Source organism: Acinetobacter sp. LMB-5 (genome assembly GCF_001541635.1).
GTDB lineage: Bacteria > Pseudomonadota > Gammaproteobacteria > Pseudomonadales > Moraxellaceae > Acinetobacter > Acinetobacter pittii.
This window is the reverse complement of the sequence record NZ_LRDR01000005.1, coordinates 229,900-246,550: the sequence shown is the minus strand read 5'-3', so window position 1 is coordinate 246,550 and position 16,651 is coordinate 229,900. Positions and strand designations below refer to the sequence as shown.

13 protein-coding genes and 2 tRNA genes are annotated in these 16,651 nt (G+C 37.2%); 10 read left to right on the top strand and 5 right to left on the bottom strand.

Annotated features, from left to right (window positions below):
- Positions 1 to 12: 12 nt before the first annotated feature.
- On the bottom strand, positions 13 to 1,761 hold the full coding sequence (locus AW165_RS08205; RefSeq protein ID WP_060465465.1) for an FAD-dependent oxidoreductase: 1,749 nt from the start codon (positions 1,759 to 1,761) through the stop codon (positions 13 to 15).
- 479 nt (positions 1,762 to 2,240) lie between these two features.
- On the opposite strand from AW165_RS08205, the gene AW165_RS08200 reads away from it, so the two are divergent.
- Positions 2,241 to 3,059 (top strand): alpha/beta fold hydrolase, encoded by an 819-nt coding sequence (locus AW165_RS08200; RefSeq protein WP_060465464.1) that lies wholly within the window; start codon positions 2,241 to 2,243, stop codon positions 3,057 to 3,059.
- A gap of 180 nt (positions 3,060 to 3,239) precedes the next feature.
- Here AW165_RS08200 and AW165_RS08195 read toward each other — a convergent pair whose 3' ends face one another.
- A complete protein-coding gene (locus AW165_RS08195; protein ID WP_060465463.1) occupies positions 3,240 to 4,667 on the bottom strand; it encodes a Na+/H+ antiporter NhaC family protein in 1,428 nt (475 codons plus the stop codon).
- A 115-nt stretch (positions 4,668 to 4,782) separates the two neighbouring features.
- Here AW165_RS08195 and AW165_RS08190 point away from each other — a divergent pair, with 115 nt between their 5' ends.
- The 5 genes from AW165_RS08190 (at position 4,783) to AW165_RS08170 (ending at position 9,072) form a co-directional block, all read left to right on the top strand.
- On the top strand, positions 4,783 to 5,661 hold the full coding sequence (locus tag AW165_RS08190) for a LysR family transcriptional regulator (protein ID WP_005111727.1): 879 nt from the start codon (positions 4,783 to 4,785) through the stop codon (positions 5,659 to 5,661).
- A gap of 80 nt (positions 5,662 to 5,741) precedes the next feature.
- Positions 5,742 to 6,983 carry a D-amino acid dehydrogenase gene (locus tag AW165_RS08185; protein ID WP_060465462.1) on the top strand — a complete coding sequence of 414 codons (1,242 nt, stop codon included), beginning with the start codon at positions 5,742 to 5,744 and terminating at the stop codon, positions 6,981 to 6,983.
- Between the two features lies 1 nt (position 6,984).
- Positions 6,985 to 7,344 (top strand): RidA family protein, encoded by a 360-nt coding sequence (locus AW165_RS08180; protein WP_060465461.1) that lies wholly within the window; start codon positions 6,985 to 6,987, stop codon positions 7,342 to 7,344.
- An 806-nt stretch (positions 7,345 to 8,150) separates the two neighbouring features.
- A complete protein-coding gene (locus AW165_RS08175; RefSeq protein ID WP_060465460.1) occupies positions 8,151 to 8,468 on the top strand; it encodes a cupin domain-containing protein in 318 nt (105 codons plus the stop codon).
- A 4-nt stretch (positions 8,469 to 8,472) separates the two neighbouring features.
- Positions 8,473 to 9,072, top strand: a complete 600-nt coding sequence (locus tag AW165_RS08170; RefSeq protein WP_060465459.1) for a TetR/AcrR family transcriptional regulator — start codon at positions 8,473 to 8,475, stop codon at positions 9,070 to 9,072.
- 334 nt (positions 9,073 to 9,406) lie between these two features.
- On the opposite strand, the gene AW165_RS08165 is transcribed toward AW165_RS08170, so the two are convergent.
- Both AW165_RS08165 and AW165_RS08160 read right to left on the bottom strand, forming a co-directional pair.
- Positions 9,407 to 9,496: transfer RNA gene (locus tag AW165_RS08165), tRNA-Ser, on the bottom strand.
- An 85-nt stretch (positions 9,497 to 9,581) separates the two neighbouring features.
- Positions 9,582 to 11,612, bottom strand: coding sequence for an NADPH-dependent 2,4-dienoyl-CoA reductase (locus tag AW165_RS08160; RefSeq protein WP_060465458.1), 2,031 nt, complete (start codon positions 11,610 to 11,612; stop codon positions 9,582 to 9,584).
- A gap of 297 nt (positions 11,613 to 11,909) precedes the next feature.
- Between AW165_RS08160 and argG the strand changes: the two genes are divergently transcribed.
- The gene (gene argG / locus AW165_RS08155) at positions 11,910 to 13,268 is read left to right on the top strand and encodes an argininosuccinate synthase (RefSeq protein WP_014206117.1); all 1,359 of its coding nucleotides are present in this window, start codon (positions 11,910 to 11,912) and stop codon (positions 13,266 to 13,268) included.
- A gap of 61 nt (positions 13,269 to 13,329) precedes the next feature.
- On the opposite strand, the gene AW165_RS08150 is transcribed toward argG, so the two are convergent.
- A complete protein-coding gene (locus tag AW165_RS08150) occupies positions 13,330 to 14,592 on the bottom strand; it encodes a GGDEF domain-containing protein (protein WP_060465457.1) in 1,263 nt (420 codons plus the stop codon).
- A gap of 149 nt (positions 14,593 to 14,741) precedes the next feature.
- Between AW165_RS08150 and pyrC the strand changes: the two genes are divergently transcribed.
- The 3 genes from pyrC (at position 14,742) to AW165_RS08135 (ending at position 16,517) form a co-directional block, all read left to right on the top strand.
- Entirely contained in the window at positions 14,742 to 15,776 is a 1,035-nt protein-coding gene (pyrC, locus tag AW165_RS08145; protein WP_057062171.1) for a dihydroorotase, read from the top strand.
- Positions 15,761 to 16,423, top strand: a complete 663-nt coding sequence (rnt, locus tag AW165_RS08140) for a ribonuclease T (protein ID WP_002117536.1) — start codon at positions 15,761 to 15,763, stop codon at positions 16,421 to 16,423. The genes pyrC and rnt overlap by 16 nt, the downstream gene beginning before the upstream one ends.
- 18 nt (positions 16,424 to 16,441) lie before the next feature.
- Positions 16,442 to 16,517, top strand: a tRNA-Glu gene (locus AW165_RS08135).
- The last annotated feature ends 134 nt before the right edge of the window (positions 16,518 to 16,651 follow it).

Genomic DNA, 16,651 nt, shown 5'->3' with positions numbered 1-16,651 from the left:
AGCGGTGAAATCCTAATTCAAACTAAGTATTGATGACATGGCTTTGTGTAATTCATTGTCCGCCGATTCAATTTTGTTGCTTTGCCAAGCAATATAGCCGTCTGGCCTGATCATTATGCAAGCATTTTCATCATTACCCCAAGAGCGAGAAAGTTCTCCATAAGAGTCTTCAACGTCTCTTTTTGGACCTACCTGTATAACGTTAATATCCAAGTTGAGCTGGTTATTAAGTTTGTCTACAACCCACTTCCATTTGTCACCTTGTAACCAACAGAACAGCGTAAACTTTCCATTTCCGATTAAGTCTAAGGTTGATATTTTTTTATGATTTTTGACTAGCCATACATGAGGGAGTTTATGGCCAGAGGTAAATGAAGGATAATAATGAAGATCTTCATCTCTACTAGAATCTATTTTATTTTCAATAACAGACTCTGATCCAATAATTGCAGATGAATAATACCGTACGTTAGTTTCGACTCCTAAAGCAGCAAATTCATAAGCTTTATATTCAATTGCAGATCTTAAATCACGGCGTTTAACAGCACCTTTTTCATTACCTTCGCTTAAGGCATTTATACTTCCTTGCATCGTCTCTGTACTGTACTTTCCATCTAACTCTAAAGCAGAAAAGATTGTAGAGAACTCTCTAACACTTTGATTTGCTCGTTCAACAATTCGCTCACCAACAGGTGCTCTTTCTTCATTAAAACTGTCTAATAAACCACTACCCGCTTTGCCATTTAATACAAATGCTAATTTCCAGCATAAGTTATAAGCGTCTTGTATAGATGAGTTTGAACCTAATCCATTAGAAGGTGGATGACGATGGACAGCATCGCCAATACAGAAAACTCGACCTTTTGAGTATTGCTCTGCATACATTTCATTTACTGTCCATAACGACTTACTACTTATGTTTATTTCAATGTCGTTATCACCAATAAGCTGCTTGCAAATTGCAATCGCCTCATCATCGGTAAGAGATGGTTCTTCTTTTTCAATGTCATATCCCCAGACAATCTGCCATTCATTCCAAGGTCTGACCATACGCAACAATCCTAAGCCAATCCCACCAATGTTTGCTCCAGGTTGTATAATCCACCAAAGGTATCCCGGTCGATGTGAAACGTATTTTGTTAAATCGGCTTTAAAAATAATACTGATACTACCACTTTTCCCCATTTTACCTGCCATAGGTAAATCTAAATCTTTTACGACTTGGCTACTTGCACCATCAGCTCCGATTAAATACTTACATCGGATTAAGTATGTTTGTTTAGTTAATCTATCTAAAACAGTGACGGTTACGCCGTTTTCATCTTGTACATGAGATAAGTATTCCGTATCAAATCTTGGATGACTCCCTCGTGATGCTGCATTTGAAAGTAAAATAGGTTCAAATAGGTGTTGAGGAAGATCGCACTGTTCACAGGGACTTGCTTTAGCATACTCTGACATTCTTTCTGGATGATTCATTCCATAAGGAAAGCGTCCAATTTCATCACCCGTTAAAGATGTGCAATAAACAACATCTCCCATAACTTCCTTCGGTGCTGCTTTTGAGATTACTTCATCTGAGATCCCTAAATCTTGAACAATTTCCATAGTTCTTTGACTGATATAATGAGCACGAGGACTGTTTGCTAGCCATCTATATTTAGTTATTATGATATTTCTAATTCCATAACTACTTAACATAAGTGCAGCAGAAGAACCAGCTGGACCACTCCCAACAATTAAAACATCAGTTTCTAACATTTTTATCCTATTACTTACATATTTTGGCAACTAAATAGTTATTACATACATTTAAAGCAAATAACTATTTTGAATATGATATTACTTCTAAAAACTCTTTTAGATCATGTAGGTAAAACTTCACAGCATTAAGTATTAAATAAGTCTATAAAAGACATAAAGCAGATTTTTAATAAAAATTCATATATCTTCACAGCTCAAGATTATAATAAATAAAGGAAAATTCAGAAAACCAATGATCTAGAGTCTAAAATAAATATAACATTTAGATTTTATTGGTAGCATTGGCAAATCCCTACAGAATATATCTTTTAGATAGGCCTAGGCCTCTAGTTCAATTTCTAATTTTTAAGCAGATTTTTTATTTATTAAAATCATATGAGCTATACTTTTAAAAATAAAATTATGAAGTAATCATTATTTCAATTGTACTTTATACAAACGAATATTATTAACACCATCAATAGGAATTATGAATTATGGAAAAGCAAGATGTGATATCGATTGTAGATAGATATTTTTCTAATACGATTTCTAATCTAACGATTTTTCCAACACATAAGCTAAAAAATAATGCCCCTACTGAAAATGAAAATTCTTTCTTCTTTCTCCATGATTTTGGTACTTATGAATTAGAAGCTAAATTTAATTATTGTGATGGTTTTCCACAGAAAATAGCTTTACTGATACATGGCGGCAACTCTGATTTGAGCTCTTTAAGTCCTTTAGAAAATCTGCTTAGAAGTAAAAATATTGGAACGCTTTCATTCAATTTAAGTGGCTTAAATAACACGAGTGAAACGAAATCATCCGTATATCAAAACATCCATGAAAGTATGGTTTTTTATAGTCTTCTAAAAAAAGTGGATATCGTTATTGGATATAGCTTAGGTGGTTATATTGCAATTAATTTAGCTAAAAAATTTCAAATTGATCAATTGATTCTGTTATGCCCAGCAATATATTCAGATCAAGCAATCAAAAAAATATATGGAAATGAGTTTAAGAATGAAATTTCCAAACCCTATAGCTTTTATTCATCATCAATTTGGCTTTTTTTAATGGAATATAAAAGAGAAATCACAATAGTTTATGGAGAGTTAGATGGTATAAAAACAGATAATGGAAAGTCGAAAGGGTTTTATGAAATGAATGGTATTACAAAGTACTCCCCTATTCCCTATGAGATAGTCCAATCCTTAAAAAAAATTTCCATGCGAAAAGCTAACTTTAATTTCATAATTGAGAAAGATAAAGATCATTACCTCTTAAAAAATATCAGAAATTATAATATTTAAAAATTGATTAGATTGGACTGCAAAAGGTTCTCGTCTTGTTAAAAACGAATAGAATGAATTTTCAACTCCTACAATGTTAGGTGCATTTGTTATCGTCGAAAAAATAAAGCCCCTTAAACTTTCTAGTTTAAAAGACTTTTAAAATTCATTTAAATAAGAAATAGCTTTAATTTGTAGGGGCTAATTCAAAATCTGAAACAATACTGCAAAGAGTAGAATATTTGCGATCACTATGGCCCAACCACCATATAGCATATATTTCAGTTGACTTGAACGTGCTAAACCCATTTGACCAAACATATCAGAAGATGGGAAAGGACCAAACCAGTCTACTTGGGAGCTTGATAATAAAACTGCTGTAACCGCAACAGGTGGAACACCATTTGCCAGTAAAATTGGTCCAAAAATTTTATTGGTAAAAGTCATTTGTGCAACAGCTGCTCCTGGAATATGCCCCACAATATTAAATAAAAAAATACCAAAACACAGCATCGCAGGACTTAAGTCGACCAAATACGGTGTCGCATTATCTAACAGTGTTTGATAAGCATTAAGTTTTTCAACAAGAACTAAAATTGGATTGTATAACCAGTAAAGAATAAACATCCATACTAATTTACCGCATCCCTCATAGAGTGCTTCCAAAATTTGTTTAGGACTAAACCCCGCCACTAACCCAGTTAATGTGGCAACAGTAAGCATCACAATAATTGCAAAACTAAAGCCTGCTTTAAAAATAATTCCAAGAATTGCCATCACGATAATTGTGCCAATAAATACAATCGCTGCACGTTTACTTCTTTTCACTTCAGAGGCACTTTCTATTTTGTCAGAAGGCTCTAAGAAATTTTCATTATAGGTATATTTTCCAAAAGTCCACTTTTGAATATAGCCAGACATAAACCAACCCGTCAGAAGTGTGACAACACTCATAGGTATGGCACAAGTGCTCAAATATTGCGGGTAGGTCAAGCCTCCCAACTCTAAAATAGTCACTGTACTTGGTGTAAAAGGTCCTATAAAGAGACCGACCGAACCTGCTGTCATCAAAAGTAATGCAACTGTAGGCGGTGTTAAACCAACTGCTGCAGCAATGGGAATAATGACAGCAACAATAATGGCATTACCACCTGCCATAGTACCCAATGAACCACAAATAACAACTGATGAAATCATGATGCCAAGTTTGACGCGAGGAATACTTGAAAGCCCAACTTTATTGACAATAAATTTGACCAATTCTTTCGCTGCACCTGTTCGGTTGGCAACTTCACCAACCCCAGCTCCCAACATAATAATAAGACCGACAGTCGCAATAAATGAGCCCGTAGACTTTGCAAGAATTCCACCCAATTCAAATACACTGGTGGATGTCATGATCACACTAATGACAATAGCAATAATAACTGCCAGAACAATATCGAGACCAATAACAGTTAAGAGCGCCAAGGCAAAAATGGGCAATAACCCAATTAAACCGACCTCCTCTACTGGTAGGCCTTTTGCATAAAATGCTAAAGCAAAGCTAAGAATAATAATGGTGATAAGGGCAATATTTTTAGGTGTCCTTATATTTGGTATTGTTATAGAAGATTGCTCAACTGACATATGTATCACTCCTTGATCATTGGGCATTGAATTTCACACCAATTTACAAGGGTTCATTGACTTTAAATAATGAATTCTAATAGATTACCTATAACTAATAGTTATGTGCTCATTTATGAATCTTCGACACCTAGAAATATTCTATTTAGTCATGCTTTTTGGTTCACTCACAGAAGCAGCGTCATCATTATGCATTTCACAGCCAGCAGCCAGTAAATTACTAAAACATGCAGAGCAACGGCTTGGTTTTGCTCTATTTAAACGGGTCAAAGGAAAATTACAGCCAACCAAAGAAGCCTATACTTTGTATGATGAAATTAAGCCAATTTATGAAAAAATAAATGAACTAAATAAGTTGACGGATAATTTAGCAAGAAATACTCAAGGTCAAATCACACTCGGATGTTTACCCAGTTTAGGTTTAAGCCTCATTCCCAAATTAACTGCAAAATTTCTAAAAAAATACCCTGATGTTTTTGTCAATATTGGTACAGATCATACTCAAGCACTAGAGCAAAAATTATTAAGACGTGAAATTGATATTGCGGTGACATTCCAGCCCCATACTCAACATGGCATTATTGCTACACCTGTTCTGGAAATTCCTCTGGTTTATATTGATTCTCAGCCTATTAGTTCAAATCAAGATATTCATTCAATTGATGAAAACAGGTGGATTCAACCCTACGCAGATTCCCTCATGCAAGTCGTAAAAAAGTACAGAACATTTAATAAAAGTATTGTGAATGTACAAACTTACTATATGGCGAGTGAACTGGTACGCGAAGGTTTAGGATGTAGCATTACCGATATTTATACTGCTGCACACTCCTTACCAAATCATATGATTCATGAAATAAAACCAAGTTTATCTACCACAATTTATATTTTAAAAAATGCTAATGTAAGTACGAACAAAGCGACTGAAGATTTTATTGAATTAATAAAAAGAGAAATTGCTTCGATGACGCCATCGATTAACCAAAAGTTATGAGTACTATGTAAAAACTCATTTGTTTAACCCTTTTTCTTCTTCTTTAATACAAGTGTGTGTTGCAAATATAGCATGGAAGAATGAAAAAACATGTCGTTGTCATTGGTGGTGGAGTCATTGGTTTAAGTACAGCCTATGCACTTATTCAAGCAGGTCATAAAGTTACAATAGTGGAAGCGAATGACAAGATTGGTTGCCAGACAAGTTTTGCAAATGGTGGTCAACTCAGTTATCGCTATGTTGCACCTTTAGCGGATGCAGGCGTTCCATTTCAGGCGCTGCAATGGTTAGGAAAAGCCCATTCGCCTTTAAACTTTAAATTGAATTTTTCACCTCTTCAATGGTCTTGGTTATTCCAATTCCTCATGGCATGTAATCGTAAAGACAATATTGTGAACGGCAATCATATTTTACGGTTATCCCTATATAGTCAAAGTATTATGTCTAAATGGCGTGATGAAATTGATGATTTTGACTGGGTAAAATCAGGAAAAATGATCATTCATCGTGATGAAAAAGCTTTTAAAAAAGCAGCAACAGGGATTGATCCAACTGTACAAAAAGTGCTGTCATCTAAAGAAACAGTTCAACTTGAACCTGCATTAAAAGGTATTGAATCTACATTAGTGGGTTCAATTTATACACCTGATGATGAAACAGCAGATTGCTACAAATTTTGTTTAGCATTGTATAAAGCACTAGAAAAGAGTAGTAACTTCAAATGTTTATATGCATATGAAGTGACAGATTTTTTTGCAGAAAATAATAGAGTTACTGCGATTGAAACAAATCAAGGACGTATAGAAGCAGATGAATTTGTCGTTGCTGCGGGCAATAGCAGTACTGCAATTTTTAATATGGTGGGTATTTCAGTCCCAGTTTATCCATTAAAAGGATATAGCTTAACTTTACCATTCCCAGAAAAAGCCAATGTTGTACCCAATATGAGTGTAACCGATTATGCAAATAAAATTGTATATGCAAAATTGGGAAATCAACTTCGCATTGCCGCAATGGTCGATATTGGCTATCAAGATATCTACATTCGAAAAGAGCGAATAAATGCATTGAAAGATACGGTACGAAAAACATTTCCCGATTTATTGGGTGTAAATACAGCACAAGAATGGAGTGGTTTACGTCCATCCACTCCTACCGGCTTACCCATTTTGGGTCGTACGAAATATTTGAATTTATGGGCAAATATTGGCCAAGGTAGTTTAGGTTTCACATTGGCTGCTGGTTGTGCCATGGTCATTAGTCAATTAATTAACCAAGCAACTTCACCAATTACATTAGATGGTTTATCTCTGGAGAAATAAAATGAGTCATGATATTCAACGTATTGATACAAATCCACGATTATCAGGTTGCGTGCTTCATAACGGTCTAGTATATGTTTCTGGCCAAGTTCCAACAACTTTAGATGCTGACGCTAAGCAACAAACTTTAGAAGTTCTAGCAAAAATTGATGCTTTACTGGAACAAGCCGGTAGTGATAAAAGCCGTATTTTAACTGCACAAATTTGGATTAAAAATATTGCCAAAGATTTTGCAGTGTTCAATGAATGTTGGGAAGCATGGTTACCAGATGGGTCAGCACCAGCACGCGCGGCTATTCAAGCAGATTTGGCACGTCCGCAAGTATTAGTAGAAGTAATGGTTACGGCAAGTGTTAAATAATATTTACCTAAAGTAAAACCAGTAAATCTACTGGTTTTATTAATTTCATGTTCAAATATAACCAATCATCAACTCGATGTTGCACATCTTTATAGGTAACGCTGATCACCTCATCCTTACTAAATACTTTACGAATTGATTTTAATCTGACCAGTTAGTTAGGCTGAGACAAAATAAATTTTCAAAAGACATTTTTAAAATTTTTATAATAAAAAACCCATTCCAAAAATTTGAAATGGGTCTAGTGAAAACCACTGAGCCTGAAATAGTAAAAATTAGAGCTTAACAATATCTACTGTAATGATTTGATGAGAAAATACAATATATATTCAAATAATTTTTTAGATAAAATTTACTAAAAAGCATATTATAAATATAAACTAATTAATACCAATTAAAACTCAATGATGAAAAATTATTCTCTTATTATTTTAGGTAGATCTAAATATAACTTTCCCCGAACCAAAACAATCTTAAAAAAATACCCTACTACACTTAAGTAGAACTCGAATGCCATTTATATCAACATTTTAAAATACTATATCTCAATACTTTTTTAAGATTAACTAGAGAACGCTCTCCCCTAATTTTGTAAGTGTAAAGCCCTGAAAGTCTTCGATCTATTATTTAAGAAAAACTTTACGAGCTTAAGTCATAGAATCTAGCAATTTGTTCAAATATCTCTGAGATCACTCCACAAAAACACTCATAAATATCTACTATTCCACACTAAAATTTACTTTACATTGACTTTCTAACAAACGTTAGTTAGATTGTTTAAAATTCAATTATCTAAGAAGTTATAAATGATTTTAGTTAGTCAAAAAGATCGTACCTGGACTGATAGTAATATCCCAGGAGTTCAAACCTGTCGAACTTGGATTAGTGAAGATGGTATTGAAAGCTATTTAGCAAAATTTCAGGCTGGAATAAGTTTTCCTAAACACACTCATATTGGATGGGAACAGATCATTGTTTTAGAAGGCGTGATTCGCTTCAATGATGTCGAAATGCAGGCTGGAGATGTGTTACAAGTTCAAGGTACTGACGAACATAAGGCATTTGCCGTAGAGAACACTCTCTTGTTCATTACTCATCATGGCGGTATTGAACTGACGGAATAATATTATGACATCCTCTACAAAAAACCATACACCTTTGACGCGAGAAAAAATACTAGGAGCCGCAATTCATCTGTTTCAACAGCATGGATTCAGCGGACTAGGCATGCGACAAATCGCTGACTGCTTACAAATAAAGGCGCCTAGTCTCTACTACCATTTTGAGTCTAAAGATGATCTGGCACGATCTGCACTTCAACACTATAGAGAAGAGCAATTCTACCGATTACAGGAAATTGAAAAACTGGCTGGCTTAACCCAAAAACTGCATGCGTATTCTGAACTTTTCGCCGAGATGCTGAACGACGAAAAACGTCTATGCTTATATATGGTAATGGTGAGAGAAGCCTCTTTCCAGCAAGAGCCATGTGTAAGTGAATTGAGGTTGTTCGCCAAACAGAATATCGATTGGTTAGAAGATACTTTATGCCAAGCAAAAAAAGAATCACCTCAAACTATTGAAACAGAGCGAGACATGGCTGAAATCATATTTGCTTCTCTCGAAGGTATCATGGCGACCTCTCTAGTTGATGGGAACCCATCTACACACTTTCGCTCAAAAGCTAAATCTTTCCTCAACATTATGTTGCTCACAACCGTTAAATAAAAAAACAGGCTCTAACAGCTCTAGAATCTGCGCTTTAATTGTTATTGGTTAAATGCTCGGATTTAAAGGATAAGAGCCTGTAATTAAAATCTCATACACAGCAGATGGTTATCGATTTCTTGCTTATAGCCATTCTTATAGTCACAGCCGACATGCAGGCTGGAAAGTTTATTTTCCGCTTTGGGTACTGCACATCATGGCACGTAAATAATAATATAGTATCTATTGATCATGCTATTTAGCTTCAACCAACATATTGATGATACTAATTAAAATTAAGTATGAAATACACATACAAAAAAAGCCCCTGCTTTTAACAGGGGCTTTTCGAATTTGGCGGAAGCGGTGAGATTCGAACTCACGGAGGACTCACACCCTCGTCGGTTTTCAAGACCGGTGCATTAAACCGCTCTGCCACGCTTCCATGTGCGTAAGAATACAAAGCTTATTCATTTTATTCAAGAAAAATATCATCGCTTTGTGTTTAAGTGCATATTGTTTCATCAATTTTACAGTTGCGCAGCCAATTCTGCTCCTTCTTTGATCGCACGCTTCGCATCTAGCTCTGCTGCGAGCTTTGCACCACCAATAATATGATAGTTTGCTATAGTCGACTCACCTTCTTTTGGCATCAAGTCTTTTACCGACTCTTGACCTGCACACACCACAACCGTATCTACACGTAAAAGTTGATCTTGTCCATTATGCTCAATCCAAAGCCCTTCATCAGTAACTGCTTTATATTGCACACCACGCAGCATACGTACGCCATGCTTTTTAAGCTGTGCACGGTGTACCCAACCCGAAGTCTTGCCAAGGCCAATACCGAGTGGTGTGGTTTTACGTTGTAATAAATAAATTTCACGGATTGCTGGTTCAACTTCTGGCGGCTGCATACCACCTTCAGAAACATAGTTCGGATCTGGGTCTACACCCCATTCACGTTGCCAATCTGCCAAAGGTTGAGGCTGTGGTTGATGTGGCGGTTTAAGTAAAAATTCTGACACGTCAAAACCAATACCACCCGCACCAATCACTGCAACTTTTTGTCCAACTTCTGCTCCTTTTAGAACTTGAGCATAGGAAAGGACTTGTGGTGCGTCACTTCCTTCAATTTTTAATGCACGAGGGATTACACCTGTTGCAACGATTACTTCATCAAAACCTTCGCGTTCAAGCTGCTCACGATTTACGCGAGTATTTAAACGTACGTCCACTCCAGTTTTTTCCAGTTGAACTTTAAAGTAGCGGATCGTCTCGTGAAATTCTTCTTTGCCTGGTACAACTTTGGCAAAGTTAAATTGACCACCTACATCAGAAGTTGCCTCAAACAGCGTCACTGCATGGCCACGGCTTGCCGCAACAGTTGCCGCCGACATACCTGCTACTCCGCCGCCCACAACTGCAATTCGCTTAGGCTGTTTAGTCTTTAAATAGACCAGTTCAGTTTCATGGCCTGCACGTGGGTTAACCAAACAAGATACACGCTTATTTTTAAAAGCATGGTCTAAACAGGCTTGGTTACATGCAATACAGGTATTAATTTCATCAACACGGTTAGTCGCAGTTTTATTTACCCAAAATGCATCGGCCAATAAAGGACGCGCCATTTGAACCATATCTGCTTTGCCAGTTGCCAAAATTTCTTCGGCAGTTTCAGGCATGTTAATACGGTTTGAAGCAATAATCGGAATAGAAATATGTTGTTTTACATGAGCAGTGTAGTCAACAAAAGCTGCACGAGGCACAGATGTTACAATGGTCGGCACACGAGCTTCATGCCAGCCAATACCGGTATTTAATAAAGTCACACCTGCTTTTTCTAAAGCTTTGGCTACAGTCACCACCTCTTGCATGGTGTTACCGTCATGGACTAAATCAAGTAAAGACAAGCGGAAACAGATAATAAATTTCTCACCGACTTTGGCACGAATCGCCTTTACGACTTCGACCGGAAAGCGCATACGGTTTTCAATTTCACCGCCCCAACAGTCAGTACGCTGGTTCACATGGCTGCTTAAAAACTGGTTAATTAAATAACCTTCCGAGCCCATAATTTCAACGCCGTCATAGCCCGCTTTTTTGGCAATGTCAGCACAATGTGCATAGTCATCAATCGTACTTAAAATATTTTTTTCAGAAAGCTGACGCGGTTTAAATGGTGAAATTGGCGATTTGATCGGACTAGAAGACACTGCAAAAGGTTGATAACCATAACGGCCAGCATGCAAAATTTGCATTAAAATTTTTGAACCATGCTTATGCACAGCATGTGTAACCAGACGGTGCTGTGGAATATCGGTTAAACCATTCATGGTTCCACCCATGGGTAGTAGCCAACCTTGACGGTTTGGAGAAATCCCCCCAGTCACAATCAGGCCAACCCCACCTTTTGCACGCTCTTCAAAATAAGCTGCTAGTTTTGGATAATTGTAAAAACGATCTTCAAGCCCCGTATGCATGGATCCCATCACCACACGGTTTTTAATGGTGGTAAAGCCTAAATGTAATGGTTTTAATAAATTGGCGTAACTTGTCATGCTGCGTCCCAATAATTTTTTGCAACTTGTTGCATAGTACTTTAATACTTTTTTGATAATTTTGGATGACCACACAAAGAAATTTATCGGAGCTTATGGTCAATCCATTTATTTAAGAACAATACTTCATTCACTTCTTCTTATTCTATAAATAGCCTTATATTTTTTATCAAATTAAAACTTCAAATCAGAACAAGTGAATTAATGCTTTTTTTGCGAAAAAAAGCACCATGAATAGTGCTACAATAGCCGCCATTCAGAATTCTCAAGACCGCCTATATGGGGTCTTTTTCATAAATGTTAGGATTAGCAATGACTGATAATGCAACTATCTTGCAGCATGTACCAGTAGGCAAAAAAGTTGGGATTGCCTTCTCCGGAGGCCTAGACACTTCAGCTGCCTTATTGTGGATGAAACAAAAAGGCGCAGAACCTTATGCATATACTGCAAACTTAGGTCAGCCTGATGAAGATGACTACGATGCAATTCCAAAGAAAGCAGAACAATACGGCGCTGTAAAAGCTCGCTTAATTGACTGCCGCTTACAACTTGCGCTTGAAGGTATTGCTGCGATTCAGTGTGGTGCATTCCATATCAGTACAGGTGGTGTTCCTTATTTCAATACGACTCCACTCGGTCGTGCAGTAACAGGCACAATGCTCGTTACTGCAATGAAAGAAGATGACGTAAACATCTGGGGTGACGGTTCAACTTATAAAGGTAACGATATTGAACGTTTCTATCGTTATGGTTTGTTGACTAACCCGAATCTTAAAATTTATAAGCCTTGGTTAGATCAAAACTTCATCGATGAGCTCGGTGGCCGTGCAGAAATGTCACAGTTCCTGATCGACAACGGTTTTGACTACAAAATGTCAAAAGAAAAAGCGTACTCAACTGACTCAAATATGTTGGGTGCGACTCACGAAGCAAAAGATCTTGAATACCTAAATGCTGGTATCAAAATCGTTGACCCAATTATGGGCGTTGCTTTCTGGAAAGATGAAGTTGAAATTACTCCAGAAGAAGTGACTGTACGTTTTGAAGAAGGTGTACCTGTTGCATTAAACGGTCAAACTTTTGACAATCCGGTTGAGCTTATTCTTGAAGCAAACCGTATTGGTGGCCGTCATGGTTTAGGTATGTCTGACCAAATCGAAAACCGTATTATCGAAGCGAAATCTCGTGGTATTTATGAAGCACCGGGGATGGCCCTTCTTCATATTGCTTATGAGCGTTTGGTTACTGGTATTCATAACGAAGATACGATCGAACAATACCGCATTAACGGTTTACGTTTAGGTCGTTTACTTTACCAAGGCCGCTGGTTCGACTCTCAAGCACTTATGTTGCGTGAAACTGCACAGCGTTGGGTTGCTAAAGCGATTACTGGTGAAGTGACTCTTGAACTTCGTCGTGGTAATGACTACACCATCATGAACACTGAATCTCCAAACTTAACGTACGAAGCTGAACGTTTAACAATGGAAAAAGGCGATTCAATGTTTACGCCAATGGACCGTATTGGTCAGTTAACTATGCGTAACCTCGACATTACCGATACACGTGCAAAACTTGGTATCTATACAGATGCTGGTTTGCTTTCAATCGGTCAAGGTTCTGCTGTGCCACAACTCGATAGCAAGAAGAAATAATTTTCTTACTTAATAAAAAGGCCACCGACAAAGGTGGCTTTTTTATTTCAAGCGCTAGAGTTTAAACAAGTTCTGCCACTTCCAACGGTTGATAATAAATCTGGTTACGTCCAAGCTGCTTAGCTCGGTACAAAGCTTGATCCGCAGCGTGAATTAATTTTTCCTGATTTACTTTAAAACCTTCTGTATAAACAGTAAAACCTAAACTAATCGTGACATGCTTAGAGACTAAAGATGCTGCATGAGGAATTGCTTGGCGTTCAATCGCTTTATAAATATTTGCAGCAACGGCATAGGCGCCTTGAGCAGGTGTTTTCGGTAACAGCACGACAAACTCTTCTCCACCATAACGGGCAACAAAATCAACATGCCGAATCGAATTTTTAATTGCAGCGGCAATAGATGAGATGACTTTATCCCCCATTTGGTGTCCATAAAAATCGTTATAATTTTTAAAAAAATCGATATCAATAAACAAAACAGCCAATGGACGCTTTTCTTGCTTTGCACGATAGTAAAAAAAGTCGAACATCTCATCAAAAGTACGTCGATTTGAGATATTTGTCAGCGCATCCTGCTGGCTTAAATGAAGCAATTCAGATGCCTCAATACGTAAAATCTGTTCATTAAGCTCAGCAAGCTGATTATTTAAAAAAAGGCTTCTTTCTCTAGACGTAAGCATCGTGCTAATTGAAAAACCTAAAATACAACTTCCAAACAGCGCTCTTCCCAAAGCAATAAAATCACAATTCGCTTGCCATAAAATCAGTAGGGAAAAAACACAAAAGGCTGCTGTTAAACCCACATAAAGCATATGTAGAGGCTTTATTCCGCTTAAAATAAACCCCAGCATATATAAGAAGGAAAGTAGTAACATCGACTGGTTTTTAAGAGCGACATTTCCTACACTAAGGAGCAACATTGCATTGATAATGATAGTCAAAAATACAATGCCACATGCAGCGATATAAAAATATTCAGTGAGTTTTTTAAACTTTGCAAAAACCCAAAATAACAGTAGCGCACAAGCAATATTAATTGCACTAAGTAAACAGTAAATAAAGTCCCAAGTAATATTAGGCACCCCGATTACCAAGTAGTCAGTTGGTAGAGCCAGCAATATAAAAATGAGATAGGTTAAAACGCCACTTGCTAAAAACTTTGAGATATTCTGTTTAGTTCGCTCAAGATTTAGACACCAGAATTTTTTTTCTAATTGATGTGGCAGAGGTATATTGGCATAACGATGGGTATGTAGAGTTACTAAATATTCTATTTCTTCTTTTGCTTTGAGTAATTCATGTACATTTCCCCTATTTGCCACTACTTGATTCCTGCCTCTCACACATTAACAAAATATAACATTATTTTTTAAGGCCTCTAGCGCTTTATTTTGCCATTTGTCCGTAATTCTCGTTACCATTTTCACACTTTATCGATTATCATTTGTTTTATTTCGAAGTTTGAACTGCCTTGGACTCTATTACCCTGCTCCAGCCAGATGACTGGCATGCACATTTACGTGATGGTTTAGCATTAAAACGTACTGTACCTGATTTGGCCAAACAATTTGCTCGTGCGATCTGTATGCCAAACCTTGTTCCACCTGTAAAAACTGTGGAAGAAGCACTGGCTTACCGTGAACGTATCCTTGCTCATGTTCCAGAGGGTCTTAACTTTGACCCACGTATGGTGCTTTATTTTACTGATTTCACCTCACCAGATGAAGTTCGTAAAATTAAAGAATCTGGACATGTAAATGCTATTAAACTTTACCCAGCAGGTGCGACCACCAATTCTGATAACGGTGTAAGTGACATCCGTAAAGTTTATGCAGTCATTGAGCAACTAGAAGAGCATCAAGTTCCGTTATTACTTCATGGTGAAGTGACTCATAACCACGTTGATATTTTTGACCGTGAAAAACGCTTCTTAGATGAAGTTTTATCACCGTTATTAAAACAGTTTCCAAAACTTAAAGTGGTACTTGAGCACATCACAACAAGCGATGCTGCACACTTTGTTTTAGAACAAGACCGCAATGTGGCTGCAACGATTACACCTCAGCATTTATTATTTAACCGTAATGATATGTTGGTTGGTGGTATTAAACCGCATTTCTATTGCTTACCAATTTTAAAACGTCAAACTCACCAGACTACTTTGCTTGAAGTTGCAACGAGCGGTAACCCTAAATTTTTCTTGGGTACAGATAGTGCTCCTCACTCGCAAAATGCAAAAGAAAATGCGTGTGGCTGTGCGGGCTGTTATAGTGCGCCTAATGCAATTGAACTTTATGCTCAAGCATTTGATCAAGTAGGTAAACTAGAACGTTTAGAAGGTTTTGCTAGCCTCTTTGGTGCAGACTTCTACGGCCTACCACGTAATACTTCTACCATTACTTTGGTAAAAGAAGATAACCTCGTTCCAGAATCTTTTGATTATTTAGATGATCAAAAAATTATCCCGCTGCATGCCGGGAAAACGCTGCAATGGAGAAAAGTGTGACACAAGAAACCTCTGTCCCGGTCATTGGCCAACGTTTTCGTGGCTTCTTACCTGTTGTTGTTGACGTTGAAACGGCAGGTTTTAATGCCCAGACAGATGCATTGCTAGAAATTGCGTGCATTCCAATTGTGTATGATGCTCAGGGACAATTTGTCCCTGGTCCAGCATTTCATGCACATATTAACCCGTTTGAAGGGGCTAATCTCGATCGTCGTTCGCTAGACTTTATTGGTATTGATCCATTCAATCCAATGCGTATTGCAATGGCTGAAGATGAGCGTACTGCATTACGCCGTATTTTTAAATCGGTGAATGAAGTCCGTAAACAGCAACATTGTACACATGCAGTCTTAGTGGGCCACAATGCGCATTTTGACCTTGGTTTTGTACAAGCAGCAATTGCGCGTACAAGCACAAAAAACCAAAACCCATTTCATAGCTTTTCAGTGATGGATACGGTTACTTTAAGTGCTGTTATGTTTGGACAAACTGTGCTTGCGAAAGCGTGTATTCAAGCTGGAATTGAGTTCGATGGCAAAGAAGCACACTCTGCTTTGTACGATACTCAGAAGACTGCTGAACTGTTTTGCTATATTTTGAACAAACTGTCGCCTTACCTCCTTGACAGTTTGGTGGCGGCTTCTTAAGATACCGCCATCCTCAACGTCCCTATCGTCTAGAGGCCTAGGACATCGCCCTTTCACGGCGGTAACCGGGGTTCGAATCCCCGTAGGGACGCCATATTCTCTTCTTATAAAATTCCTTTCTATTTTATTTTTAAACTTTTCTATATTTTTAATTTTCTGTATTTCCTTTACATAGATTTACAATATAATAATTCTTATTTTTATACTGATATTTATTATCAATAAGGT